Source organism: Algoriphagus sp. oki45 (assembly GCF_036245605.1).
In the GTDB taxonomy this organism is placed as follows: domain Bacteria; phylum Bacteroidota; class Bacteroidia; order Cytophagales; family Cyclobacteriaceae; genus Algoriphagus.
Window position 1 is genome coordinate 801,863 of the sequence record NZ_BTPC01000001.1, and the last position, 25,174, is coordinate 827,036.

The window sequence follows — 25,174 nt, forward strand, 5'->3', positions numbered from 1 at the left end:
AAGTAGACGAATATTCCTCTGATTTTGGGCTGGGAGACCGGAGACGGAAGACAGAAGAAGTCCAAGAATCGGCTTTCCTTGTTCAATTAAACTTTTGGATCTAATGGTCAAAAATAGTTGGTGAAAAGCCTCCTAATGTTCTGATATTTAATTAATTAAAAAGACCTTATTGAAACCGATTTCAATAAGGTTTTTTTGTTTCATGAAAACTTCAAAAAAAGCGTTGTTGGGCCTGTGGGTTTCTTGACTCAATCAAGTGGGGAAAGCAGGCTGGCAAGCAGCGGTATAAGTGTAAAAATTGCGGCATTCTTTTCACGGGTTCGAACCCTTCTGTAGCCAAAAGCAACCAGTTTGTTTGGTTCAAAAAGTGGATAGACGGGAAACGTACTTTTGAACAGTTGGTTGTTGAAACTGGGTTGAGCAAAAGCACGATTCAGCGACTTTTCAGAGGCTATCTGAAAGAACCGCCGATGCTGAGTGTCTACCCTTCCGAGCGGGTGAATTTACTCATTGACGGCACGTATTTTAGCAGGGATTTATGCTTGATTTTGTACCGGGACAACACGATCAAGTTCACCCAGCTCTATCGGTTCAGCGATGGAGAACGATACGAAGAGCTCAAAGAAGACCTGGAAAATCTACTGCTTCTTGGAGTCCAGATCGAGTCAATTACCTGTGATGGACATCGCGCATTGCTCAGAGCGATCCGCAAAGTTTGTCCCCAAGTCACCCTTCAGCGATGTGTGATCCATGTGCAGCGAATGTGTAGAATATGGCTTTCCAGCCGTCCAAAGAGTATTCCCGGTCAGGAACTTCGGAAAATTGTCTCTACCCTACATCTGATCAAGTCCAAACAGGAACTCAGTTATTGGCTGCTCGAACTGGCTAACTGGGATCATCGACACCATGAGTTTGTCCATGAAAAAACGGTCAATCCCATTACGGGAAAGTTTTGGTATAAACACAAACTGTTGAGACGTTCCTTCTCGGTTTTGAAAAGCGCCTTGCCCAACCTTTTTGCCTACCTGGACAACCCCAGAATCCCAAAATCCACCAATGGGCTGGAGTCATTTTTCGGACATTTAAAAACCAATTTGAATATCCACCGAGGTCTTTCAACCGGAAACAGAAAAAGCTTTCTGAGGTGGTATCTGTACTTCAAAAACTCCGGAAGAAAAAGGTTTTCTTAGCCATAGAACAAGAAGAATGAAGCATGAAAAAAGGGCTCCGAAAAACGAAGCCCCTTCATTCCACTTGGCAGATTCTATTGCTGGTAAGTTGCTCCTCAGCAGAGCTTACGTCCTCTTCAAACCTGCGCGGCATGTTATGAAATTTTTCGATCAAAGTCACCAACTATTTTTGACCACATTACCAACTTTTGAATAGAATACTGACGAACTTCTATAAAACCAAATTAAAAGATTGGAAGATTGGAAAATTGATCATTGGCCATTGGTAATTGACCATTGATCATTGGTCATTGTCCATTGATCATTGGTCATTGTCTATTGATCATTGAAAAAGTTTTTCCAGAATCTTGTACGTAATCAGATACGTCGGCTTCACCCCATCCATACCCAAAGCGCCTGAGGCCAAGGTGCTTCCGGTTTCCAGAGGATTATCCGAAGCATAGTAGGCATAGAGTACCTTCACGTTGGACTTGATGCTACCTCTGATTTTGGACGCGGATTGAATGGCTTTTTGGTAATGTGCTCCTTCCATTTCCAGCCCAACCGCCTTCCAGGAAGACTCCATAAAATAGGTCAGAATATCCCGGTTCTGAAGGGAGGTCCCCAAAACAGTTATCATACTTCCAGAATAAACTCCCAGCCCATACCCTTCAAAATCCGCCTTTTTCAGTTCATTTCTGAAAGGATAATTGTCCGCTGTCCCCTCAAAAACATGGGAATCCGGCACCATCAAATCGCCTTTTCCCCCGTGAAGAATTCCGGCTTTCCCCATAATAGAGGTCGAAACCACATTGAGCGGATATTTCTTTTTCCCTTCTGAATAGGGTTTCAGAAGCTCATCAAAGCATTCGTAAGCCTGCTCGCCAAATGCATAGTCCATCACCACAAAAACAGGCCTTTTACTTGGTTCTGAAGGTAATTTTACTCCCGGGAGGAGCGTGTCTTTCTCTAAATGAGCCGTATCGATGATCTGCACTCCGATATTCGTTCCCGATTCATCTGGCAGGTCTATGAATCCATGCTTCTCTGCATAATCCTGTATTTTTTTCCCCGGATTGTTTTTTGCTCCAATTGAAATCGAAGTAGCCACCTCCTCGATCGCTTCAAAGCTACCCGATCCCAACAGCTGATGGGAATAGATGGTGTTCAGGACGCTGTGAAGGTTGGCTGAGATAATATGAATTGGACGCTGTATCAGCCCCTTTTCCAATAGTGTAGCCTTGATGCGATTGGCCCACAACTCCCCGTAAACGTGATGTCCGATACGCTCACGAAGGGTGGCAGAGAAGCTAATCTCTCTATCCATCCCTAATGAGGTTTCCTCCATTGCCAGTTTACCCAGGTGATAGACTATGGAGAAGAGGCTATTGGAATTGGAACTCTTGGCAAACTTCCGAACGGCCACGAGAGTCTCTTCAAAGGTTCTTCCAATGATGTGACTGAGATAGGCTGAAGCACATTCTGCATCCAGTTCCTCCCCTGCTTTTTCCTTATTCACAAAGTTCTCTAGCATTTTCCAGTTGGGAGAGATTCTTCCTTTTGGATCGGTGCTGTTGCGGGCGATTTTTCTTGATTCGATATAGAGAAAAGTCAAATGGGTGAGAATATCATAGATGTCCGAACGTCCGCGGGTCATTTCCACATACATGATTTCCTCATCGAGACGATAGCAATTCCGTTTTCGCTTGGGCGGTACCAAAGGAGTCAAATGGGAAGTCTCGTAGCCCTCCCGGCTGATCAGTCGAATGTAGCGACACTCCTCGATTCCTTTTGGCAATCGCTCCATCACGTAAAGCAAGCCATCCAGCTCCACCTTTTCCTGATCGGAAAGAGAACCATAGATCTCCGGGCTCAAAACCATCAAGGCTTGAACCAAACCCTCTCCGGATACTCCCATGGGCTTGTAACTGCCCCGGTTGAAGAGGTGTCTCATGGTGATGTACAATCGCTCGATGGCGGCTCTGGATTCTTGTGCTCTCGTTCTTTTCATATCAGATTCTTTTTCTGGATCGATCAGGATGTATTGAAAAACAGGATAGTTGAGCTTATTCAACCTTGGAATAAAACGCTTAAAATTCGGCGAATTTAGGCATTTTCAGCCAATTTGGGTGACTAAAATCCAAAATTCACACAAGAATAAGATTTTGCTAAAGGTAGATTCCCTCAAGCTTTTTTCATCCGATCGGCAAAGTACTTCTTCAGCTTTTCCACTTTGGGTCTTACCACAAACTGGCAATAGGGCTGCATGCCATTCAGATTGAAATAATCCTGATGGTAGTTTTCTGCAGGGTAAAAATTACAAAAGGCAGTCACTTCCGTTACGATCGGCGAGTCAAAGACCTGTGCTTCATTTAGCTCCTTTTTCATCCGTTCCGCCGTTTCCTTTTGATTTTCATTAAGATAAAAAACAGCCGATCGATATTGGGGCCCGACATCTGCTCCCTGCCTATTGAGGGTAGTAGGATCATGGGTAACCCAAAACACTTCCAATAACTGCTCCAGACTGATTTTCTTGGGATCAAAGAATACCTGAATCACTTCAGCATGTCCCGTGGTGCCGGTACAAATCTGTCGGTAAGTGGGATTTTCTACAATTCCTCCAGCGTAGCCTGAGACGACTTTTTCCACTCCTTCCAAGCGCTGAAATACGGCTTCGGTGCACCAAAAACAGCCACCCCCTAAAATCAGACTTTCGAATCCAGGGATGACTTCAGGTGAGGTACTGGGAATTTGAGAATGATTTTCCATTTTGATTATTTGTTAAATCCGGTTTCTTGTCAGGAATAAGGAGGAAGCTAAAATGTCTATATAAACTTAAAATCGACTGGCTTCGGTCTTCGGTCTTCTGTCTTCTAGCCACATAGGCCTTGAAAGTAAGTCAACTTGCATTATTGCGGATAGTCATACTTTTTACCTTAAAACCAAACACCGGTTAGCTTACTTAGGTTTATCGACTTTGGAAATCCGTACGGGGCCTTTGGGCATTTCGTTGGGTAAAACAGGAAGGCCTTTTTGAGTCACTTGAATTAAGCCCTCTCGATATAGCTCCATCATTGCTTCCAGGATGTCCGGCATAAAAAGTCTCCAATCCTCCGGATACATGGATCTCACTACTTCAGAAGGGCAAAAAGAGGAGGTGTTTCTTCTTCTGCAAAAATCCAAAATAGCCGATTTCAATATCTCCATGAGCTAAATCAGTGGCAGATCATGACAAAAGCCGGAGGGAAATTTTTAAGGGTGAAACGGACCTGAACCTCAGAGAAATACTTCGAAAAGAGGTTTTTCAACAAATAAGAATAGCAAATCTGGACAAACTTACCCTTGGAAGTAAGGGAATTTTTGGAATGGGTAAGGATAGCATCCGTAGCTTCTTTGCTGATCAGGCTGAAAGGAAGGCTGGAAAAGATTGCGTCTGCCTTTCTTCCTTTGAGGTAGAGGTGGATGTTTTCAGCCGAATCATTGATAATCTGGATATTTTCCCCCGGAAATTGCTTTCTCATCGCATTGCAAAATGATTCATTGATTTCGAACACCAGCAACTTGGCAGATTCAGGCATTCGGCTGACGATGCCTTCGGTAATACTTCCATCTCCTCCGCCTAGCTCTACTATAATCTCTGCCTTGCTGAGATCGGTGAAAGAAAGCATTTTTTTCACAAGGGACTTGGAGCTAAAAGTCACTGCTCCGGTAGTACCTAGATTGGAATATAGCTCCAATAATAAATCTCTTTTACTCATATTAAACTAATGACCTTCGAAGATACCTGAATTTGTTTTACTTTTCCGAAATAGAATCACACACCCTTAAATAATCATGGCCCAAAAGGCTCAAATTCATTCTCACCTTCCTGCCAAGCTAGATAAAATCATGAGGACCTTTTGGGGTATGTCATGGGTTTATCTCCTATTAATGCTCATCCTCCGAGCAGCGGAAATCACTGCGGTATTCCAGTCTCATGTCTTGGAGTTTGACAGCGGTTCTATGCTGGGAGCCAGCCTGTTTCAGGATTTGGGCTGGATATTTTACTTCCTTGGACTATTACTGATCATCCACCTATTACTGAGTCTTTTTTCCGTCACTCTTTCCAAATTGATTATCCAGACTTTGCTTACTCTGGCTTTGCTGATTCATATAGGATTGATTTTCTATTTTTCTAAAACCCTCCTACCTCTGGGCAAAGACCTTTTTGCCTACAATTGGAATGACATGTTATTGACTGTAAAGGCTTCTGGACAGCTCAATGCATTGAATTTGGGATTGGGTTTGGTGTTTTTCGGATTTGTTTTGGGGCTGCTTCATTTGGGTATATATCTAACCCGATTATCCCTGAAAACCTACTTTTTTATTACAGGAGGACTTGTCCTATTCGTAATTCTGTTTCGATTTATCTCCGTATTTGCGTTGGATGAAGGAAATGAAATTCGAAAAAACATTCAAATGAATAAATCAAAGTTTTTGGCAGAAGAGACTTTTGATTACCTCGTCTATGGTGGAGAATACTATTTTGATTTTTATCTGAGAAGCGGAAATGAAGACCTTGCGGTAAAGAAAGATTTCAATCGGGATGAATATCCCTTTGCCCATCAGGCTGCCTATCCGGATGTGTTGAGCCCCTTTTTCGACTCCCTGTCTTCGCCGCCTGATTTGGTTTTTATTTTGGCAGAAAGCTTTGGAAAGGCCTATTCCGGAAAAGATGCCTATTTGGGAAGCTTTACCCCTTTTCTGGATTCTTTGGAAAACCACAGCCTGATCTGGACCAATGCCATTTCATCCACCGGCAGGACCTTTGGGATACTGCCGGGAGTTTTCGCAGGATTGCCTTTTGGAGAAAAAGGTTTTCTGGAGCTCTACGATGAATTCCCCTACCATCAGACCTTAATCAGTATTTTGAGAGACAACGGCTACAAAGCCCGATTCTTTATCGGAGCAGACCGCAAATTTGACCACGAGGGTGATTTTCTTGAATATCAGCAAGTAGATCAATTGGAGGACGAATCGACTTTCCTGCCGGGCTTTGAAAAAGCTCCATCGACCAATGGATTTTCCTGGGGATACTCAGACAAGGAATTATTTAAAAACGGGCTTCAAAAATTACCTTCCGAAAAGTCAGGGCCTGAAATCCGAATTTTTCAGACCCAAACCTCCCACGACCCATATATCGTACCTGAAAGGCCTTTTTATGAGCAAAAATTCTCTTCTCATTTAAGAAACTACCTCCAAATCAGCCCAGACAGAATTCCGGAATATGAGGCATACAAAAACATCTACATGACTGTGTTGTATGCTGATGATGCCATTCGGATGTTTTTTGAAGAGTACAAAAAGAGACCTGAATTTGCCAATACGATTTTCATCATCACGGGAGACCACCGCTTGCCGGAGATCCCCATGTCTTCACGTCTTGACCGATTTCACGTTCCCCTCATGATTTATTCTCCATTGCTCAAATCAAAGGAGGAGTTTAAGGGAATCAGCAGTCACTTTGAAGTCACTCCTACCTTATTGTCCTTTTTGGAGAAAAATACAGCACTCAATCTGCCTGAGGAATTCATTTGGCAGGGGCAGGTTTTGGATACTTCCAGAGTTTTCCGATCACAAATCGCAATGCCTCTGATGAGAAACAAAAATCAACTGGTGGATTACCTCAGCGGGGAATTTTTCCTTTCCGATGGACAGCTTTTCCTGATCAGCGATGAATTGAATATTGACCCGATAGAGGATAGCAACATGCTAAACCAACTCAACGGAGAATTTGAGGACTTCAAAAACAAAAACGCCTACACTGTACAAACCAGGAAGCTTTTGCCTCCGGGTCAATAAGTGGATCATTGGTTTTTATTGGCTGCCTGATCAAATACCTGCTCCAAAAGCGGCTGGAAATAATTCCAGTAAAAGCTATGCCGATTGGTGTGGTCAGCTGTCACATAGAATCCTCTCCAAAGCATAGGAAGTCCAGCAAAAGTGTGATAGCCCAAATTGGGATCCATATCAGAAAAGTCCCCGGAAAAGTAGTATTGCCTGCCTCCGTTGATTTCTCTGAAAACTGCGGAAGGGAAAAATCGGGGCAAACCCATTTTTCTCAGACGCTCGTATCCTGAAGTACTGGGATCAATGTCGAAATAAGAAATAACCTGATAGTCTCTTTCCACCAAAACGATATCTATCCAATCCGGATAAGGTATTACTTGGGGTAGTTTGTACCCATGCTTATTCATTTTTTGAGTTCGGACTAAGGGCACCTTGTTTTGATAATCCGTTCCATACACGAATACTTCTACCTCTCCTGTATCCCGGATAAAAACCATTCCCGGACCTGAAAAACCCCAGTTTTCCTCCTGAAAAGAATACATCTCCACAAGCCAAAGGGGAATTTCCTCATTGATTGCGGGATTGAGTTCGTCAAAATACCTTGCTATCCAACCCGTCCACTTCACGCCCATCAGGTTTTCAAACTCAGATCGAATTGACTTGGGGGTGGGAGACGCCATGGAGTTAAATTCGGCAATGAGATATTTCCCTTGTTCTTTGGCCTGCCGAATCAGCTCAATTTCGGATTTACCCAATCCTCCATAGATCTTCTTTTCCTGTTGTACCTGGCCAAAATCACTTTCATATACCCCATAGGTATCAGAGAGAACAACTATATCAGATTCGGAGACCATCTTCTTTATTTCCTCTTCTGACTTGCCTTCCAAATCTTTCACTACTCCTTTATCCTCCTTATTTTCAGCTGGAAAAAACCCGTAGTAATCCTGATCCACAAGGTATTCTTCTCCGCTACCCATCTTGAATTTACCGTGATTGAGAGCCCAGATCACTCCGGCATGTTCACGGTAATCCCTATTGGGGACAGTTTTGTCAATCAAAATGACCTGTAGCTTTTTATCAGGAAAAAATCTCCAAATCAGAAAACTGAGCAAAGGTAAACCCACAAACAAAATGAGTAAGGGAGTCAATCTACGAAAGTATAGTTTTAATTCTTCTCTCATGGGCGTAGGTAGATCCTAAAATCTGTATTCTGTTCCAAGGGATAGGTTGAAGTTGTTTCGGATGTTGTTTTCTCCCAATTCATCTCTACTCCATCCTGTAAACCCAAAGATCATCCATCTTGGAGAGACCAAATGCTGATAGCCCAAACGGATCCGGTAAGAATTGAGCAATTGGCTTTGGTCGCGGGTTTCTTCATCAGGAGATACCCCTGTACCCAGCTGTAGGCTGAAGAAGTCTTCTGCGGTCTTGAAGTAATATCGGGCTTGCAACTGCCCCGAAGTACCTGTACCTGCTTCGTCAGGAATCACATTAAACCGAAAATTGATCCACCAGTTCCCTACATATTTCCCGACCGACCCTGTAATCATGTGAGTCACTTCGGTAAATCCTAGGTACCGATACCCCCCTTCTACTTCCCAGGCTTTGGGTAGATTATGAAAATAAGATGCGCCCAGTCTCAGCTTGGGAAAGAATGTGGCTCCTGAACCACCTACATTGAGATAGGCATAGCCGTTTTTCCCAATAGAAGGATAAGCATCCAGTTCGTAAAGGGTGCCAAACCCGTCAAAACGCTGGGATTGAGTAACTCGCGCAATCAAAGCGCCAGTCAGATTAGTCCGGGTCCGTCCATAGACCGACCAAGTATGCCAGGGAGAAATATCCCCAAAAAAGGTATCGTAATCGTAGGTAGCCCCTACTGCATTGGTTCTGCGGAGACGCTGAAGATTCTGCACATAGCCCAGCATCCCTTCAGGCTTGTATCCTTTTTCAAAAAGAGGTTCTACCAAGGCGTAAGCCTGATCATAATCTTCCTTGAAATAAGCTATTCTGGATTCTCTGTAGGCCAATTCATCAGGCAATGGACTGAAATTTGATTTGGCTTGGGCAAGGATTTTTTCCGCCTGATCCAACTGATCCGCCCACATCAGATTATCCAGGTAGGCCGAGTAGCCATCAGAGTAGGAAGGAGAAGCCTCAATAGCCCTTTGAAGATAGATACTGGCTGAATCATTTTTCCCTTCCCAGGCATAGCTCCTACCCACCAAAATCAAAATGTCTGCATAGCTTGGGGATATTTCCAAAGCCCGAAAAGCAATCTTCCTTCCTTCTTGGTATTTGCCATCCAGGATCAATCTTCTGGATTGTGCCAATAACTCATCAGAATCTTGGGACTGCTGAGCTTCGGCTGTCCAAACCATACCCAGAGAAAGGAAAAGGAGGAGCCATTTTTTTATGCTTACCATATATTCTTTGAAGATATATCGAATACAGCATCAGAAAGACATCCTATCTGCATCGAAACTAGGAGAATAAACCGATTTGAAACAAGCATCATATAGTGGTAGATGAATTGAGCGTCTTTTTGTCTTCGGCGGTTTTGAAGCCTTTGCGAATCATGGATCCCCAGCCGCCTTTTCCTTTGATAAAGTCCCAATGTCCTCTTAAACCCCACCATACTACTTTAGGATGTACTGTGAAGGGCTCTATAATAATGGTCCAAATCAGTCGATTAAGGTCTTTTTTATCCTTGTAGTGATTGAATGCGATTTGTTCGTATAAAATGCTAAAAGAGGAGACTAGAACAGACAAAAGATACATCAGCATCAATAGGGCGAAAAAATAAATGGCGCTGAAATCTCCCAGATAAACAAGAATCAAAGTATAGATCAAGCCCAAAACTTCTAGTACAGGCCCGGCTTTTTCAAATACTGTCCAAAATGGAAAAGAGACCATTCCTAATACCCCATATTTAGGGTTTAAATTCATCTTTTGATGAAGTTGGAGTGTCTCGATGGTACCCCTCATCCATCGGTTCCTCTGACGGGACAGTACATCCTCACTTTCAGGTACTTCAGTCCAGCAAAGCGGATCGGGAACAAAGGCCACCCGATAAGGAACCTTAGTCTCTTCCATATACCTTCTCATCCTAACTATCAGCTCCATATCCTCTCCTACAGTCTTGGGAAAATACCCCCCTACCTGCCGCACTAAACTGGTTCTGAAAAAACCAAAAGCTCCGGATATGATCATTTTACCATTGATCCTCGTCCAAGCCATCCTTCCCATCAAAAATGCCCTGAAGTATTCCACCACCTGAAATCGGCCCAAAAGAGAATTAGGTACTCTATACTGAGTCACAGTACCATCCATTACGTCACAGTTGTTGGCAATACCAATCACCCCGCCTACGGCAATCACCTTTCGATTGGTCTCTTCCATAAATGGTCGCACCATCCTGGAAAGAGAGTCACTTGCAAGAATACAATCCACATCAATGCATGCTAAAATCTCCATTTTCGCAATATTGATCCCTGTATTCAGTGCATCGGCCTTCCCTCCGTTTTCCTTGTCGATCACTGTCAGTCTTCGATAGGAAAGATTGGATGATCTGTATATTCCTCTGACTGGCATGGTTTCTATTTCAGGGAAATAGGCGAAATCTGTTTTCTCCAGCTCAAAATGACTGACCAGCTTATCTAGGGTATCATCTTTTGATCCATCATTGATCAAAATCACTTCAAACTTGCCATAATGCAGTGAAAGCAAACTTTGAACATTCTGAACGATGTTTTTGCCTTCATTAAAAGCAGGGGCTAAAATCGATACACCCGGTGCCATGTGCGAGGTGACAATATCACCATAGTCAGCAAAGCGATTCTTGCGGAGATAATCCCTCATCTCCAGAGAGCTAAGAACCATCATGATCAAGTAAATCAGGATGACTGAAAAGCTCACGATGAGAAAAGCCCAGCCAAAAAGCTCAAGAATGAAATAAAACAGGAAGTTATACATGAGCTAGAAGAGTGTCTTTTAAGTGTTTGCTTATTCTTCTAAAATCATCATCCTGTGTTTGGGATGTCAACTTCTCAAATTCACCCAAGTCCAATTCCATAAGGCTATGAAGTAACACTTGCTTGATCCGAAAACTTAACTCCTCCTTCAAATGACCTTTTATCAAACGAACAGATTCTTCATTTCCTAATACCCCTGCAGCTTTACCGGCTTGCAGCAGCAAGTCAGGGTGAGTAGACTGAAGACAAGAATTTATAAATTCAACCTCCATGTGAGCACCCAGTTCCTGATAAGTTTTAAGCGTTTCGATTTTTTCCTCCTCATTCATTCCTTCCGTATGCTGGGACAGTACTTCAAGAAGCTCTACTTTACCCAGCATTCTTACCAATCGGATGGCGAAAATCCGTATACTCTCGTTTTTGGAATCAAACAACATGGAAATTTTCAATGGGCGTTGATTATCCACAAATCGGATAATCCGAAGAAAATTCATCTGTTGCCATTTGGAAAGCGGATACGCCTGATCTCTCAAAAAGGAAAGGTCCGATTTTTCAGATAGATTGAGGAGGGCAGCTACAGAAAGAGAACGAAGGTGATAATTGGAAGAATTGGAAAATTGCTTCACTTTAGGCAGAAGCTCTACCAAATCCATTTCATTTACCTCGACCAGTCCTTCGGCGATTTTTGACCATTTTTTGGATTGAAATTTAGCCTCAGTCACCTTCACCATGCCGGTCTTCACATAAAGGGCCTTCAGCTTCTCTTTGAATTCCCCCTTCATCTTTTTATTGAGTCCAATAATTCGGTCAATCAATACTTCCTGGTACAGGGGTTTAGATAAAAGGGAACTCGGAAAATATTGGTTAACCTCAGATGAATCCATTTTCTGTATATCCTCAATTTCCTTTTCGAAAAGCAAGGAAGTCAAAGGATCTACGATTAATTGATCATAATCTTTAGTGAGCTGTTCCTTCTTATTCTTTCTAGACTTATAGATGAGCATGAAAAGAATCATGGAAAACGCGGAAATGAAAAAGAAGAATATGATAAAAGTGACTCCAATCAGTTTGAAATCCAGAAAATAGGTAAATGCATTTTTGAAAAAGGGAGAATAACGAACTTTATATGCCATTCCTACCCAATCAGATTCGGGTAAAATCTCTTTATCCTTTGGAAAATAATCCCTGTTTCGAATGAGGTTGGAGAGGTATTCCTTAGCTCCTTCGAGAGAGGTATTAGCAGAAAAAACTGCATAAACCAATTTGTAGCTTTGTGTGCTGGAATCGGGAAGAAACTTCAACAAGGACAAATCAGCAACAGCCGATGTCACACTCCCGCTGTCTGTTTTTACCAAAAACAGTAAAGACTCACCTAATTGAAGGCTATCTTTTTCCTGCTCAGGAAAATACAGCTGAAAACTTAAACCGGGCACAGTCTCCTGTACAATAAGAAATTCCTCAAGGCTGGAATAACTCGTCAAAAAGTCTGATTCTTGGCTAAACGCTTTTCCGGCTAAGAACCATATGCAGATGGTACCAAGTAGAAGTTTTCTCATTCAATCAATTTAGGAAAGGATTCTCTTAACTCGGATAGCAAGCTCATTGGGATTAAACGGTTTAGATATAAAATCTGAAACCCCAAGATTAAATGCTTCCAATACCACATTTTCCTCCTCACCCAACGAACTCAGAACAATAATAGGAGTATTGGGATTGAATTTCTTTGCATGATGAATTAATTCGATCCCACTTCGGAAAGGCATCATTACATCCGTAATAATCAAATCAGGATCTACTTGGCTTATGGCATGAATACCTTCATTACCATCTTTTACCAGATGAGTTACATATCCATCTTTTTTAAGCCTAAACTGTACCAAACTGGAAATCAGTTGGTCGTCTTCGATAATCAGGATTTTTTTTGACATGGTTAGGGGTGAAAACCAGCCTAAATATAACAGGGTTATGATTCCAAAAACACAATTAAACCGCTCAAATAAGCAGAAAGAAACCCAAATGAATCTTAAATGCTCAAAATCGCATTTCAAAATGCTATTTCAGCCACTAGTCAAAAAAAAAGTTTTTAAAAAAAAATCTGAATGCGCAATAAAAGGCCATTTAGTAGCTTGCTAGTTGAAGAAAACCAATCAATCGAATGAAAAAATCATTTCTTAAAGCGAGTGTGCTTGGGTTGATGGTGACCGGGATTTTCCTCCAATCGGCTCAAGCCCAAAGCGATCCGACAGGAAAAAGAAGAGTAACCGGCACCTATGCAATCACCAATGCGACTCTTTTTGCCTCTCCGGGACAGCCAGGCACCAAATCAACCGTTCTTTTTAAGGATGGAGTGATATTGGGCGTCGGATCTGGAATTTCCATTCCTGCTGGGACCAAGGTTATCTCCGGGGATTCTTTGTTCATTTATCCTGGATTTATAGATGGAGCGGGTAGTATGGGAGTTACCAAACCAAAAGATCCAGAAAAGCCGAAAGATTTCGTCTCTTCTGCTCCTCCAGACGAATTGGCCGGAATCACCCCTTGGAGATCAGTAGTAGACCAATTTGATCCCAATTCAGGAGATGTCAATGATTGGAGAAAGGCCGGATTTACCATTTCCAATCTGATTCCGGACGGCGGAATGATTTCCGGAAAATCAGCAATCATGGTTTTGGGAGATGGTAATTCAACTAACCTAATCCGTTCCAATACCGCTTTGGCCGCGAATTTCCGAGGATCCCGTGGAATGTATCCCGCGACGGCAGCCGGGGTAATGGCCAAATTCCGGGATGTTTATCAAAATTCAACTTTGGCCCTCGAGCATGAATCCCTGTTTGCATCCAATGCTGGAGTATCCAGGCCTAAGACCACTCCTACTCAAACAGGAATGGCCGCTGTCATCCAAAAACAAATCCCGGTGATCTTCGAAGCTCCAAGAGAACTGGAAATCAGAAGAGCTATTTCCCTTCAGAAGGAGTTGGGCTTCAACCTGATTTTGACCGGATTGGAAAATTATGAAAATGTAATTCCATTGCTCAAAAGCTCAGGTATTCTTGTTTTGATCCAACTATCTCTTCCTGATGATAAAGCAATCAAAGCACAAAAAGAAGAGGGAGTGTCAGAAGCAACTCAAGCTCAATATGCACGAGTGAAAGAGGCCTATGAGTCAGCACTTAAGCAGGCAGCCAAGTTGGAAGCAGCAGGAATTCCTTTTGCGTTTTCCACCTCAGGAGCGAAATCGGGTGATGCACTTAAGAATCTTAGGACCATGATAGAAAACGGCCTGAGTGAAAAAGCAGCGATGGCAGCATTGACCACCAATGCAGCGTCCATTTTGGGAATCTCTCGCATGGCTGGTACGATTGAAAAAGGAAAACTTGCCAATTTCATCGTAAGTACAGACTCCATTTTCAATGAGGATGCTCAAATCAAGCATGTCGTAGCTGATGGATACATCTTTGACTACGAAGTAAAGAGGAAGACCAGCAATGGCAATGGAACCACCAAGCCAGGAGAAGGTATTTCGATCGCCGGAGTTTGGGAATACCAGACCGAATCACCCGCAGGAAGTACAGGCGGAGAATTAGAATTTACCAAGCAAGGTTCCGGCTATGAGGGTACAATCACTTATGACGACCCAGCAGGATCGGGAAAAGTAAAAGCCCCGGTAAAGAATGTAGCACTTAACGGAAATCAGGTCAGCTTTGAATTTGATGTGGATGCAGGAGGTACGACCATTACTGTTTCCATTTCAGGCGAAATAAGCGGATCCACTATGGATGGAACCATGTCCATTGCTCAATTCGGGTCCTTCCCAATTTCTGCCAAACTTGCCTCACCAAGCCTCTAAAATGATCAGTATGAAAAAGCTAACCTATATTCTCGCTGCATTGTTGGGCTTAGGGCTAAACTCACAGGCTCAAACACCCAAAGGCAGCATTTTAATTAAAAATGCCACCGTCCTCACCATTACCCAAGGCAATCAGGAAAATACCGATGTCTTGGTTCAGGACGGGATAATCAAGCAAATCGGAAAAAATCTCTCCGCTCCCTCGGGAGTATCCACCATTGACGCCACCGGCAAATACCTGATGCCGGGAATCATTGACGCACATTCTCATGTGGCCTTGGACGTAGTGAACGAAGCCTCTGCGCCTATTACTTCTGAGGTTCGGATGAAAGACGTAGTCAATCCTTTTGAAATCGGAATTTACAGAGCTTTGGCTGGTGGAGTTACCATCTCCCATGCCATGCACGGCTCAGCAAACGTAGTAGGTGGGCAAAATGCCACACTAAAGCACAGATGGGGCGCCAAAGATCCAGCTGAAATCATCATGCAGGATGCACCAAGAACCATCAAATTCGCCCTTGGCGAAAACCCAACCCGAGTTCACGGAAGAGGAAACGGTATCCAGCCAAGAACAAGAATGGGAGTGGAAGCGGTATTGAGAAACGGATTCAATGAGGCCATCCAATACAAGAAGGCCTGGGAAACCTACAACGCGGCCAAGTCACAAAAAGGCAACACCACACCTCCTCCCGCCTACAGCGAGAGGCTTCAGACCTTGGCAGATATTCTGGACGGAAAGATCATTATCCACTGCCACTCCTACCGTGCGGACGAGATCTACATGCTGATCAACGTAGCCCGTGACTTTGGGATCAAAAAGCTGGTATTCCAGCATACCAATGAGGGATTCAAAGTAGCTCCCGAAATCGCCGAATACACGATGGGGGCTTCTGTCTTTGCAGACTGGTGGTCTTACAAATTTGAAGTGTACTATTCCACTGCATTCAATGCGGCAATCCTTCAAAGAAACGGAGCACTTACCTCCATTAATTCCGATTCAGCAGAGCTTATACGCCATCTCTACCATGAAGCGGCTAAAACCCAGCGATATGGTGGTTTGACAGATGATGAAGCCCTGGCCATGATCACCATCAATCCTGCAAAGCAATTGGGAATTGACGATAAAGTGGGTTCAATCGAAGTCGGAAAACAGGCAGATCTGGTTGTTTTCGAAGGACATCCCCTTTCTTCTTATGCTATTCCTCAGATGACCTTTGTCGATGGCGTCAAGTACTTTGATATCAAAGAAGACAAAGACGATCAGCGCCAACTGATTGCGGCAACAGAAATGGTAGAACCGATTTTCCTCCGTGCTGACGAAGAAGCACACCGATGCATGCAGGACGTGGATGCTTATTTTGAAGCCTTCCAAGGTGCATTTTTGTTGGAAGAAGAACATCATCATTAATTCCCTCAAAAGACTAGAAAATGAAAAACATACTTAAAACAGTTTACACACTGCTATTGGGCTTTTTGCCCCTGGCAGTCCTAGCTCAAATAGACGGGGAATTTGTAAAGCCCCGCTCGGGAAAATTCCTATTGCAAAATGCTACTGTAGTGACCATTACCAAGGGTACTTTGACCAATACCTCAGTCTTGGTAGAAAATGGAAAAATCACCCAAGTAGGAGCAAATCTTTCTGCAGGAGATGCAGAAGTCATTGACTGTACCGGAATGTTTGTGTATCCGGGAATGATCGATAGCGGAACCCGATTGGGTATGGTGGAAGTAAGTTCTGTCCCGGAAACTGTGGACTATGCAGAAATAGGAAACGTGACTCCAAACATGCAGGCCCTGACCACAATAAACCCCAATGCAGAGGCAATCGGCGTGACACGCGTTTCTGGCGTCACTACCGTCTTGGCAGTACCTACAGGTGGCCTTTTCCCAGGCACAGCCGCTTTGATCAATCTCAATGGCTACACTCCTGACCAAATGTATGGAGGCTTCAAGGCCGTGGTGATGAGTTTCCCGAACTCAGGAAGAAGAGGTCGTTTTGATCGGAGATCTGAAGACGATATCAAAAAAGACGCAGAAAAGGCAATGAAAGAGGCCAACGATATCTGGGAAAATGCCAAATCTTATCTGGAATTGAAAAACTCAGGAGCAACTCTTCAGTATTATCCAGAAATGGAACATCTGTCCAAGGCAATCAGCAAAGAACTCCCTCTGCTCATTCAGGTAGACGCGGCTTCAGATATTCAAAATGCGATCAAGTGGGTAGAGGACAAAGATATCCGCGTTATATTTTCCGGAGTAGCTGAGGGATGGAGAGTAGCTGATGAAATTGCTAAAGCCGGAATTCCGGTTATCACTGGACCTGTGCAGGATTTGCCTACCAGACAGTCTGATAGATACGATGCCGCATACGCCAATGCGGGTAAAATGGCGAAAGCAGGCGTAAAAGTAGCTTTGAGAACAGATGATGATGATAACGTAAGAAACCTTCCCTTTCACGCTGCTTTTGCCGCTGCTTATGGCCTAGGCAAAGAAGAAGCTTGGAAGGCTGTCACCATCAATCCTGCTGAAATCATGGGTATTGCAGACCAATATGGATCTGTTGAGGTAGGAAAAAGAGCCAACCTGATTGTGTCAACGGGAGATCCATTTGAAACCCGAACACAAATTATGCATGTATTCATCGATGGATACAGAATTCCGCTTTCCAACAGACATATCCGACTTTATCTGGAATTCCTCGAAAGGTCTCCGGGTCTGAAAGCAAATTGATTTTCCGAAAGCCATGGGACAAGTTCCCGTGGCTTTTTTTTTAATTGATAGATTCGAAAATTTGAAGATGGGAGAATCCCCTGAGTACCCCTCAACAATCAATCAATCTATACCACAAAGAAAAAAATTTGGCCTAAATTGAGCTGAGAGGTTCAGCACTCGGAAGCTTTGCTTTTCCATACTCGACCTTTCAATTTTACAATTATCAAATCCTCCACATGAAAAAAACTATACTCTCGGCTTTTGCCCTTAGCCTATTTCTCGGGAATTTGTCTGCCCAGGACGGATTTCTCCCCTCTCAACTTGCCGATCAGAAAAAATTCGAACTGGATTACCTCAATGCAGTTCCTTTTGATCGATTTAAAATTCACCTGCAGGAACTGACAAAAAACCCGCACATCGCCGGCACTCCGGAAAACGAACTGGTCAAAGACTATATGGTCAAAATAATGGTCGATGCCGGCATGGCGGTGCGAGTGTGGCCTTATGATGTCTATCTTCCCAATCACCCCGGCAAATCTGAACTTCAGATCATTTCTCCGGTACAGATGACCCTTTCCCAAAAAGAAGGCAAAATCGATGAAGACCCATTTTCGGATGATCCAAGACTTCACTTGGGATTCAATGCTTTCTCGGGAAGTGGAGATGTGACCGCTGAGGTAGTTTATGTCAACTACGGAACCCGGGAGGATTTTCAAAAACTCGCCGAAATGGGAGTTGATCTCAAAGGAAAAATTGCCCTCGCCCGGTACGGAGGCAATTTCCGCGGATACAAAGCCAAGTATGCCGAGCAATATGGGATGGTGGGTTTGGTCGTCTATACAGACCCCAAAGATTCCGGATTTGCCAGAGGAGAAGTCTATCCAAAAGGCCCCTATTTTAATGAGACTACCATTCAAAGAGGCTCCATGCTCACTTTGGATTTTACGGGAGACCCACTCACTCCCAATAGACCCGCACTTCCTCTGGACGGCTCGAAAAAGGTAAAAAGAGATGATCCTTCTGAGGTTGCATTCCATACGATTCCGGTGACACCTATTGGCTATGGGGCTGCAAAAGAAATTCTCAGCCGAATGCAAGGCTCCGAAGTCCCGGAAGCTTGGCAAGGTGGATTTGATTTCAAATACCGCATCACTGGTGGGGAAGACCTGAAAGTCAGAGTGATGGTGGACCAAAAACCGGAATTTATTCGGGCAAACAACGTAATCGGAACCTTTGTAGGTAAAGACTATCCGGATGAATGGATCATTTTGGGTTCGCACTACGATGCCTGGTCATTTGGGGCTACAGACCCTAATTCAGGGACAGCTATGCTATTGACTTTTGCAGAAGCCTTGGGTGATCTTTATAAAAAAGGACAAAAACCTTCCCGATCTATCTTGATCGGTCATTGGGATGCAGAAGAGCAAGGGGTAATTGGGTCAACCGAATGGGTGGAGCATCTGAAAAAAGAACTGGGGGCAAAAGCCATTTCCTATATGAACTTTGACGGAGGAGTGTCTGGAAGAAATTTTGGTGCTTCTGCAGCTCCTACTTTGAAAAAGTTGATCATTGATGCATCTAAAGAGGTGACTTATCCGGATTCGGCAAAAACTGTCTTTGAAGTATGGGCTGGAAAAAATGAAGAACCCCGAATCGGAAATTTAGGCGGTGGTTCAGACCACATAGCCTTCTACATGCACGTTGGCATTCCATCATTAAGTGGGGGATCTGGCGGAACTACCGCCTATCACTCCAACTATGACAACTTCCACTATTACTCCAAATTCTCCGACCCCAGCTTCAAAATGGGTGGTGCAGTGGCTCAGTTATTTGGCTTGGTGGCTATCCGTCAGGCTAACGCCGCGGTGATTCCCTACGATGTACCCAGATATGCTCAGGATCTGAAAGGACACTTTGAGCAGGCGGTGAAAAATGTACAAACCATCGATCCCAATTTCCAGGGATTTGATCAAGTAGCCTCTGCTCTGTCTCAGTTGGAAAAAAGCTCTCAATCCTATCAAACCAAGCTCCATAAGGCCCTGAATGAGGAAACTCTACCGGCCAAGAATCTATTAAAAATCAACAAAGGTCTGATCGGTTTGGAAAAAAGCTGGATCGACCCAAAAGGAATGTATTACGGGGAATGGTATAAGTCTCTTTATGTCTGCAATGATCCCTTCTCAGGATATGCTTCTTGGATACTCCCGGGTATTCAGTATGAAGTCGCAATTAAAAACACTTCAAGATTGGAGGAATGGGATACCCGCTACGCCAAAGCAATTTTAGATCTGAGTAAAAAGATCGATAAACTGACCCAACTCATGGAGTAAAACAGAAATCCGCGAAATAACCCTTCGCGGATTTTTTTACGACCTTGAATAGCAGAAGACTTCGCAACTGACTAGTCAAATCTTGGTCCAAGTAAGGCGAATTGAACCAATTGGTGAGAAAATTGAGTAGAATCGTTTTTACCAATCAAAAACTTGCGCTTATCCTATATATAAATTACTTTTATTCAAGTCCTTAATTGATTTTTCTTGAGTTTTCAGCCCCACAAAGGCTTTAATTATATTTTCTTTTAACCTAAATTTTTAAAAAATGGCAAAAACAACCCTTAAAAAGGAAGAGCTAGACGCACTCAAAGCAAAAGCGAAAATAGCCTCTTCAGCCACCGATTTGAATGAGAGATTTCAAAAAATCGGTAATCGTTTTGTATTCAAGGCAATGAGAAAAACGCCCCGATCCTATGCGGGCGTCTTGGACTTGGATCCAGCCTCATTTAAGCTGTCAACCCGTTTTGAATTCAGGGAAATCTCCCTGATCAGCCCGGATGATTTTGATTATGTACCAAAACTAAGTGCAGCAGACAAAAAGTCCGCAGAACCCATTGATGAAGAAATGAGCAGCTTTCAAAGCTACTACGCAGTGGATTCCGGATTATTGAACCCTGTGAGTATCCAAGCGGATGCTTTGATTGCCAATATGCCTGAAGTAGTAGACCATCGCGTAAATCAATCACCGGTCAAAGACCAAGGCGGAAGGGGTACCTGCGTTTCTCATGCTTGTATGGCTGTATTGGAGGCATTTCCTCATATCTCGGACAACCTATCTGAACAATACACCCACTACAAATTCAATGAGTTTCTAAACCGCCCTCACAATCAGGACAATGGGCTTAAGACCACCGATGGTGCACCTTTCTTGGCCAGAAGCAACGGAAGAGTCTGCCTGGAAAGCCAATGGCCTTACATTTCCAATCAAACTACCATCAATAATATGGTGGCCAACAATACCTACGGACCACCACAGGCAGCGGTAAACAATCAATCCTTCGGCATTGGAAGTTATAAGATCATTGAGGACAAAGGCTTGGTGGGTGAGAGCATCAAAAATACCCGCTACTTGGAAGCCCTCCTATTCCAGGGCTATGATATTGTCTTTGGTTGCCATGCTTCATGGGATGATAAGGACAATAATGATATTCTGGACCCATTCCTGAAAAGCGATGGTAGTCCAGCTAACCCAGGAGGACATGCCATGTTGATTGTCGGCTACAACAGGAACGAGCAGTATTTCATTGTCAAAAACAGCTGGGGAGCCACTTGGGGACATAATGGTTACGGATATTTTCACTACAACTTTATCCGGGCTTGCGCCAAATACGGATTTGTAGTCCACAGCACCGTACCGGCAGCTCCACCGAATCCACTACCAAGAAAACTGGCTTTGGCCCCTTACAACACTACCAAAATCAGCAGGGCAGCTTTACGGGCAGCAGTAGTATTCTTCAAGACTTCCTCTGGCAGGTTTGCCGTAGCGGAAGCCTATGCCGGAGACAATCTTTACTTGAGAAATCTCCGCGTTTACAATGCCAATGGAAGTCTGCATCTCACGCGAAGTGCCTTGATTATCAGAAGCTCTTACCTTTGTGACTTGGATACCGGACGAGAGACAAGTACCAATGCAGACTTTTGGTGGCAAGGAGTACGGGCAGGGGTCCATTATTTGGTGCCTCGCAATAATGCGCAAGCCTGTATCGGCTACAATTTGGCCGGACTAAATCACGCCAATATTAGCACCATGAATTTGTCCACCACTTCGGTGTATTCGAATCTATTGAACTTTGCTGTTTTTGTAGGCAAAACGAATGCGGGAAGAACCTTCAAAATGCTCGTGCATGCCAAGTCCGGCAACAAGCTTCATATTTCCTATCTTGAGGTTTACAATTCGGATGGAAGTAGATTCAAATACAAGGAATCCATAGATATTCCTTCTTCCTGGACCTACAACCTGGATTCCCTGGCACTTTCCGGAGGAAATCAGGCTGATATCTGGTGGAATGTCATTTCGGATAATGTAGCTTTCCTTCGTCGCTACTCCACAGCAAAACTCCGTTTGGTCTGGACATTATAAATTATGAAAGTAGACTTTGATTTAGATACTGTTGATTCTTTGATCTTGGAGATTGGAAAAACCTACAGGATGCAATCCGTGACCCATCCTTTGACTCGTGAGTTTTTCATGATGAGACCGGAAATCCTTTTGCCAGACTTCATTTCTCTGGAAAAAGAAGAAGGTCTGGATATGGAAGGGACACATGGATGTATCTATACCCTAAAAACAAAAAAACCGGGTGAAGGAACACTCATTTCTTCTATAATTGATTTAAAATCAGGAGTTCCAGCCATAGAGAAAAAAGTACCTGTTGAAGTCAGATAGGCCAGGAAATGGATTATTTCCAAAAGAATAAGGTGTTGCAGAATTTGCAACACCTTTTTTTATTCCAATTACTCTCCTGAAGAATAATTTATCGATCCAGCTTGAGTGGAATGAGTCGGTAGATGGGCTGCCCCTCAGAACTAGTCCCTTCCACTCTCAACTGGATCTGATCGGTCCCGTATGGAACATAAATAAGGGTTTGGAATTGGCCATTTTCAACCTTTATCATGGGGTTCCAATAGAGCGTAGCTTTGGGTTTGAGGTATTGATCTTTGGGAGGAGTATTGAAAAAGGCAGGAAAAGAAGTAAATCCTGCTACAGGAAAAATCTGAAATCCCTCCGAATTAAACTTTTTATCAGAATCAGGACCAATTCGTGAGCCATTTTTGGTTTCGATCATCAAAACACCCGAATAACCAGCCATACCAAAAACCACATTGGAAATATTGTCATTGTAGGCCTTGACCGATTTCAATTGGGAAGGCTCAAAACTGAGTAATCTTTCCCGGAATTCTAAAGGGTCTAAAAAGGGCATGGAGTTTCCGTCGATGATCAATAAAGGAGAACCTGTTACTTCTCCGAAAGTATAATTTCGAAACTTCAGGGTATTAATATTGAATCGGAGTAATCCAAGAATTTCTGCCCAGGTTTTGGTTTCCAAGTCCTTGGGACCTATTTCCTGATTAGGCTCACCGTAGCCATAATTTCTATCCTCCAAGGTTTCTTTTTCGCCCTCTTTGACAAATTCCTCCAAGAGTATGAAATCTCCCGATAAGTCCATCAATGGATCAGCCGATTCTGGAATAGTAATTACTTGATAAGAAGCTTTGGGAAAAGATCCACGAAAGCCCGGTTGGGTCCAAGAAATCAGCTCCACGCTTCCATAGGGTTTTAGCTTTTTATCCAAAGCAGCAATCGCAAGTTGTGCTGAATCCCTAAACTGAAATCCACTCGCCCAAAACAAGCCCGAAGAGTCCGAGCTCACTTGTCCATAATCCTCCAAATCCCCTTGGACCAAAGTGATCGGGACGGCCAAAGGATCTCTTTTCTTGTTCGGGAAAAATTTCCCCATTACCGAAACACCATATTCTATCGGATGGGTTAAATCGCTGTCAAATGATTCTTTCAATGGATTGTCCAACCAATCCAAGGCCTTTTCCAATCGAAATTTTGGCTCAACTTCCATTTTAATAGAGCCTTCAGCAGCAGAAATGACCACCTCACCATCTATAGGATTATCCAATTCGTCCAAAAAATCCAAGGCTAAAGAAAGAACCCGGTAATTCACTGAATCACTAAGTGAATACTGATGCACTACTTGAATTTCACCAAATACTTCTTCCTTTTCATGGACCTTAGCCTCCAGCTTTTCTGTGGGATCAAGTATTGGGAAGGGCAGCTCAAAGTAGTCCATTTCCCCAAAGTTCATGCTCCATCGAGTGTGGGCCCGGAGGAGATAGTTCCCCCTGGAGAGAGTATCAGAAAGCACAAGCCCGCCAAATATTTTTCCCTCTTGGATGGCAAATATGCCTTTCTGAACAGAATTCAATCCCTCGTCAATTATCTCCCAATGAAGCGCTCTGCTCAGTGTGTCCTGCTTGATCTGATTTTGATAAAGCATCTTCCCTCCTACCCACATCGTCTCACCGGGATAATAAAAAGCCTTGTTAGTGATTAACCAAGGCTTTTCTCTGAGGTTATTCAAAAGAATATGGCGATTTTAAAATACCTCCAATTCATCCAAAAACCCTGCAAAATTTTCATTTGGGATAAAATCCAAGGGTAGCGATCGAGCCATGCGCTGCCTTCCCATAAATCCTGACAAAACCAGTTGTGTAGGATGCAAAAGTGTGCCTTTCTGGTCCACATCAAAATGCCCGGAGGGAGCCACTATCCATGAAATGGCATGGTAAATATTGGTATAATAGTCATTTGGCCAAGGTTTAGTTAAATGATGAACTTCCACCCTCTCCGGAAGAAAAATCCGGTAAGTCCCATTTCCCAAAGGCTTCACATAGACAAACTCTAACTTGACCGGAACGATAGATTTGTTCAATTCATAATAAAAATCATTGGTACGATCTTCCTTAGGGATTTTTGGATTAGCCGTGTATAGTTCAAATCCCTGAGCTCCTGAGTTTCTCAAAAGAAGTGACATGACTAAGTGCCTGACTGAGTTTCGATAATTAAGCTCTTTTTCCCTCATCCAGATGGAATCAGTCAAGGCATTCTCAGAAGGAAGTTCTTGGTAAAAAGCCTGCCCAAAAAATCGGGAGGCATTTCGGAGCATTCTAAAATCCTGCAAATAGAAATCGATTCGATACCCCAAAGCCCTATTCTCTAATAGCAAGGGTTGATTGGCCGATGCCTTGGTGTAATTGAAGCCTTTCTCCGGTTTTACAGTCTCAAAATCGATTACCCAAGGATTCAATATTTCAATATCTCGGCCGAAAGGATCATCCGGAACAGCTAAAAATACCTCTTTGAACATTTTGAGATTACGTTCCCAGCTCTTGTCGCGCTTGGCCTTGAGTTCGACCTCGGAAAGTTGATCCTCCAAAAAAACAAGCTCAAAGTTCTGAACAAAGGTTTGACTCCCCTTTCTTTTGATTTGAACCGATTGAGTTCCAAAACCCACAAAAGATGCTACCAGCTCAAATTCCTCAGGCAAATCCCCTGAAATCGAAAATCTCCCCTCCTCATCCGTGGCAGAACCAAGCGTGGAGTTATTTATAAAAACGTTGGCAAAAGGCAGAGGCTTCCCTGAGCCTTTTTCAGTGACAATTCCTGAAACAGTCTGTGAGAGGAGATCGGGAGAAAGAAAAAGAAGAAGAACAATCCAAAGAAATCTCATCGGAAATCAGGTCTTTCGGGTAAAAGACTCAAACTAAGCTTTTTATTTCAATAATCTATTTTCCCGAAAG

General features: G+C 43.4%; 19 protein-coding genes. 8 read left to right on the forward strand and 11 right to left on the reverse strand.

What is annotated here, in order from left to right; all coding sequences use genetic code 11:
* The first annotated feature begins 251 nt into the window (after nucleotides 1-251).
* Nucleotides 252-1,190 (forward strand): IS256 family transposase, variant Zn-binding type, encoded by a 939-nt coding sequence (locus AAA942_RS03555; RefSeq protein ID WP_445083330.1) that lies wholly within the window; start codon nucleotides 252-254, stop codon nucleotides 1,188-1,190.
* Between the two features lie 322 nt (nucleotides 1,191-1,512).
* On the opposite strand, the gene AAA942_RS03560 is transcribed toward AAA942_RS03555, so the two are convergent.
* The 4 genes from AAA942_RS03560 to AAA942_RS03575 form a co-directional block, all read right to left on the reverse strand.
* Nucleotides 1,513-3,180, reverse strand: a complete 1,668-nt coding sequence (locus AAA942_RS03560; RefSeq protein ID WP_338218857.1) for a DUF6909 family protein — start codon at nucleotides 3,178-3,180, stop codon at nucleotides 1,513-1,515.
* 173 nt (nucleotides 3,181-3,353) lie between these two features.
* Entirely contained in the window at nucleotides 3,354-3,938 is a 585-nt protein-coding gene (gene msrA, locus AAA942_RS03565) for a peptide-methionine (S)-S-oxide reductase MsrA (RefSeq protein ID WP_338218858.1), read from the reverse strand.
* 189 nt (nucleotides 3,939-4,127) lie between these two features.
* Entirely contained in the window at nucleotides 4,128-4,376 is a 249-nt protein-coding gene (locus tag AAA942_RS03570) for a DUF3253 domain-containing protein (protein WP_338218859.1), read from the reverse strand.
* A gap of 8 nt (nucleotides 4,377-4,384) precedes the next feature.
* On the reverse strand, nucleotides 4,385-4,927 hold the full coding sequence (locus AAA942_RS03575; RefSeq protein ID WP_338218860.1) for a class I SAM-dependent methyltransferase: 543 nt from the start codon (nucleotides 4,925-4,927) through the stop codon (nucleotides 4,385-4,387).
* A gap of 130 nt (nucleotides 4,928-5,057) precedes the next feature.
* Here AAA942_RS03575 and AAA942_RS03580 point away from each other — a divergent pair, with 130 nt between their 5' ends.
* A complete protein-coding gene (locus AAA942_RS03580; protein ID WP_338218861.1) occupies nucleotides 5,058-7,010 on the forward strand; it encodes an LTA synthase family protein in 1,953 nt (650 codons plus the stop codon).
* Nucleotides 7,011-7,015: 5 nt separating this feature from the next.
* On the opposite strand, the gene AAA942_RS03585 is transcribed toward AAA942_RS03580, so the two are convergent.
* The 5 genes from AAA942_RS03585 to AAA942_RS03605 form a co-directional block, all read right to left on the reverse strand.
* Complete coding sequence (locus tag AAA942_RS03585) at nucleotides 7,016-8,179, reverse strand: hypothetical protein (RefSeq protein WP_338218862.1); 1,164 nt, start codon at nucleotides 8,177-8,179, stop codon at nucleotides 7,016-7,018.
* A gap of 15 nt (nucleotides 8,180-8,194) precedes the next feature.
* Nucleotides 8,195-9,424, reverse strand: coding sequence for a YaiO family outer membrane beta-barrel protein (locus AAA942_RS03590; RefSeq protein ID WP_338218863.1), 1,230 nt, complete (start codon nucleotides 9,422-9,424; stop codon nucleotides 8,195-8,197).
* 88 nt (nucleotides 9,425-9,512) lie between these two features.
* Complete coding sequence (locus AAA942_RS03595; RefSeq protein ID WP_338218864.1) at nucleotides 9,513-10,973, reverse strand: glycosyltransferase family 2 protein; 1,461 nt, start codon at nucleotides 10,971-10,973, stop codon at nucleotides 9,513-9,515.
* Nucleotides 10,966-12,528: a hypothetical protein gene (locus AAA942_RS03600; RefSeq protein ID WP_338218865.1), complete on the reverse strand. Its 1,563-nt coding sequence runs from the start codon at nucleotides 12,526-12,528 to the stop codon at nucleotides 10,966-10,968. The genes AAA942_RS03595 and AAA942_RS03600 overlap by 8 nt, the downstream gene beginning before the upstream one ends.
* Before the next feature lie 9 nt (nucleotides 12,529-12,537).
* A complete protein-coding gene (locus tag AAA942_RS03605; RefSeq protein WP_338218866.1) occupies nucleotides 12,538-12,900 on the reverse strand; it encodes a response regulator transcription factor in 363 nt (120 codons plus the stop codon).
* Between the two features lie 227 nt (nucleotides 12,901-13,127).
* On the opposite strand from AAA942_RS03605, the gene AAA942_RS03610 reads away from it, so the two are divergent.
* The 6 genes from AAA942_RS03610 to AAA942_RS03635 all read left to right on the forward strand — a co-directional run bounded on the left by AAA942_RS03610 (nucleotide 13,128) and on the right by AAA942_RS03635 (nucleotide 22,250).
* Complete coding sequence (locus AAA942_RS03610; protein ID WP_338218867.1) at nucleotides 13,128-14,819, forward strand: amidohydrolase family protein; 1,692 nt, start codon at nucleotides 13,128-13,130, stop codon at nucleotides 14,817-14,819.
* A gap of 10 nt (nucleotides 14,820-14,829) precedes the next feature.
* Complete coding sequence (locus tag AAA942_RS03615; RefSeq protein ID WP_338218868.1) at nucleotides 14,830-16,227, forward strand: amidohydrolase family protein; 1,398 nt, start codon at nucleotides 14,830-14,832, stop codon at nucleotides 16,225-16,227.
* A 20-nt stretch (nucleotides 16,228-16,247) separates the two neighbouring features.
* A complete protein-coding gene (locus tag AAA942_RS03620) occupies nucleotides 16,248-17,549 on the forward strand; it encodes an amidohydrolase family protein (protein WP_338218869.1) in 1,302 nt (433 codons plus the stop codon).
* 218 nt (nucleotides 17,550-17,767) lie between these two features.
* Nucleotides 17,768-19,861 carry a M28 family peptidase gene (locus AAA942_RS03625; RefSeq protein WP_338218870.1) on the forward strand — a complete coding sequence of 698 codons (2,094 nt, stop codon included), beginning with the start codon at nucleotides 17,768-17,770 and terminating at the stop codon, nucleotides 19,859-19,861.
* 268 nt (nucleotides 19,862-20,129) lie between these two features.
* Nucleotides 20,130-21,944 carry a C1 family peptidase gene (locus AAA942_RS03630; protein ID WP_338218871.1) on the forward strand — a complete coding sequence of 605 codons (1,815 nt, stop codon included), beginning with the start codon at nucleotides 20,130-20,132 and terminating at the stop codon, nucleotides 21,942-21,944.
* A 3-nt stretch (nucleotides 21,945-21,947) separates the two neighbouring features.
* Nucleotides 21,948-22,250, forward strand: coding sequence for a hypothetical protein (locus AAA942_RS03635; RefSeq protein ID WP_338218872.1), 303 nt, complete (start codon nucleotides 21,948-21,950; stop codon nucleotides 22,248-22,250).
* 88 nt (nucleotides 22,251-22,338) lie between these two features.
* Here the strand turns inward: AAA942_RS03635 and AAA942_RS03640 are convergent, their stop codons facing one another.
* Together AAA942_RS03640 and AAA942_RS03645 are read right to left on the reverse strand one after the other, a co-directional pair.
* A complete protein-coding gene (locus tag AAA942_RS03640; protein WP_338218873.1) occupies nucleotides 22,339-23,955 on the reverse strand; it encodes a hypothetical protein in 1,617 nt (538 codons plus the stop codon).
* A 15-nt stretch (nucleotides 23,956-23,970) separates the two neighbouring features.
* Complete coding sequence (locus AAA942_RS03645) at nucleotides 23,971-25,104, reverse strand: carboxypeptidase-like regulatory domain-containing protein (protein ID WP_338218874.1); 1,134 nt, start codon at nucleotides 25,102-25,104, stop codon at nucleotides 23,971-23,973.
* Nucleotides 25,105-25,174: the final 70 nt, after the last annotated feature.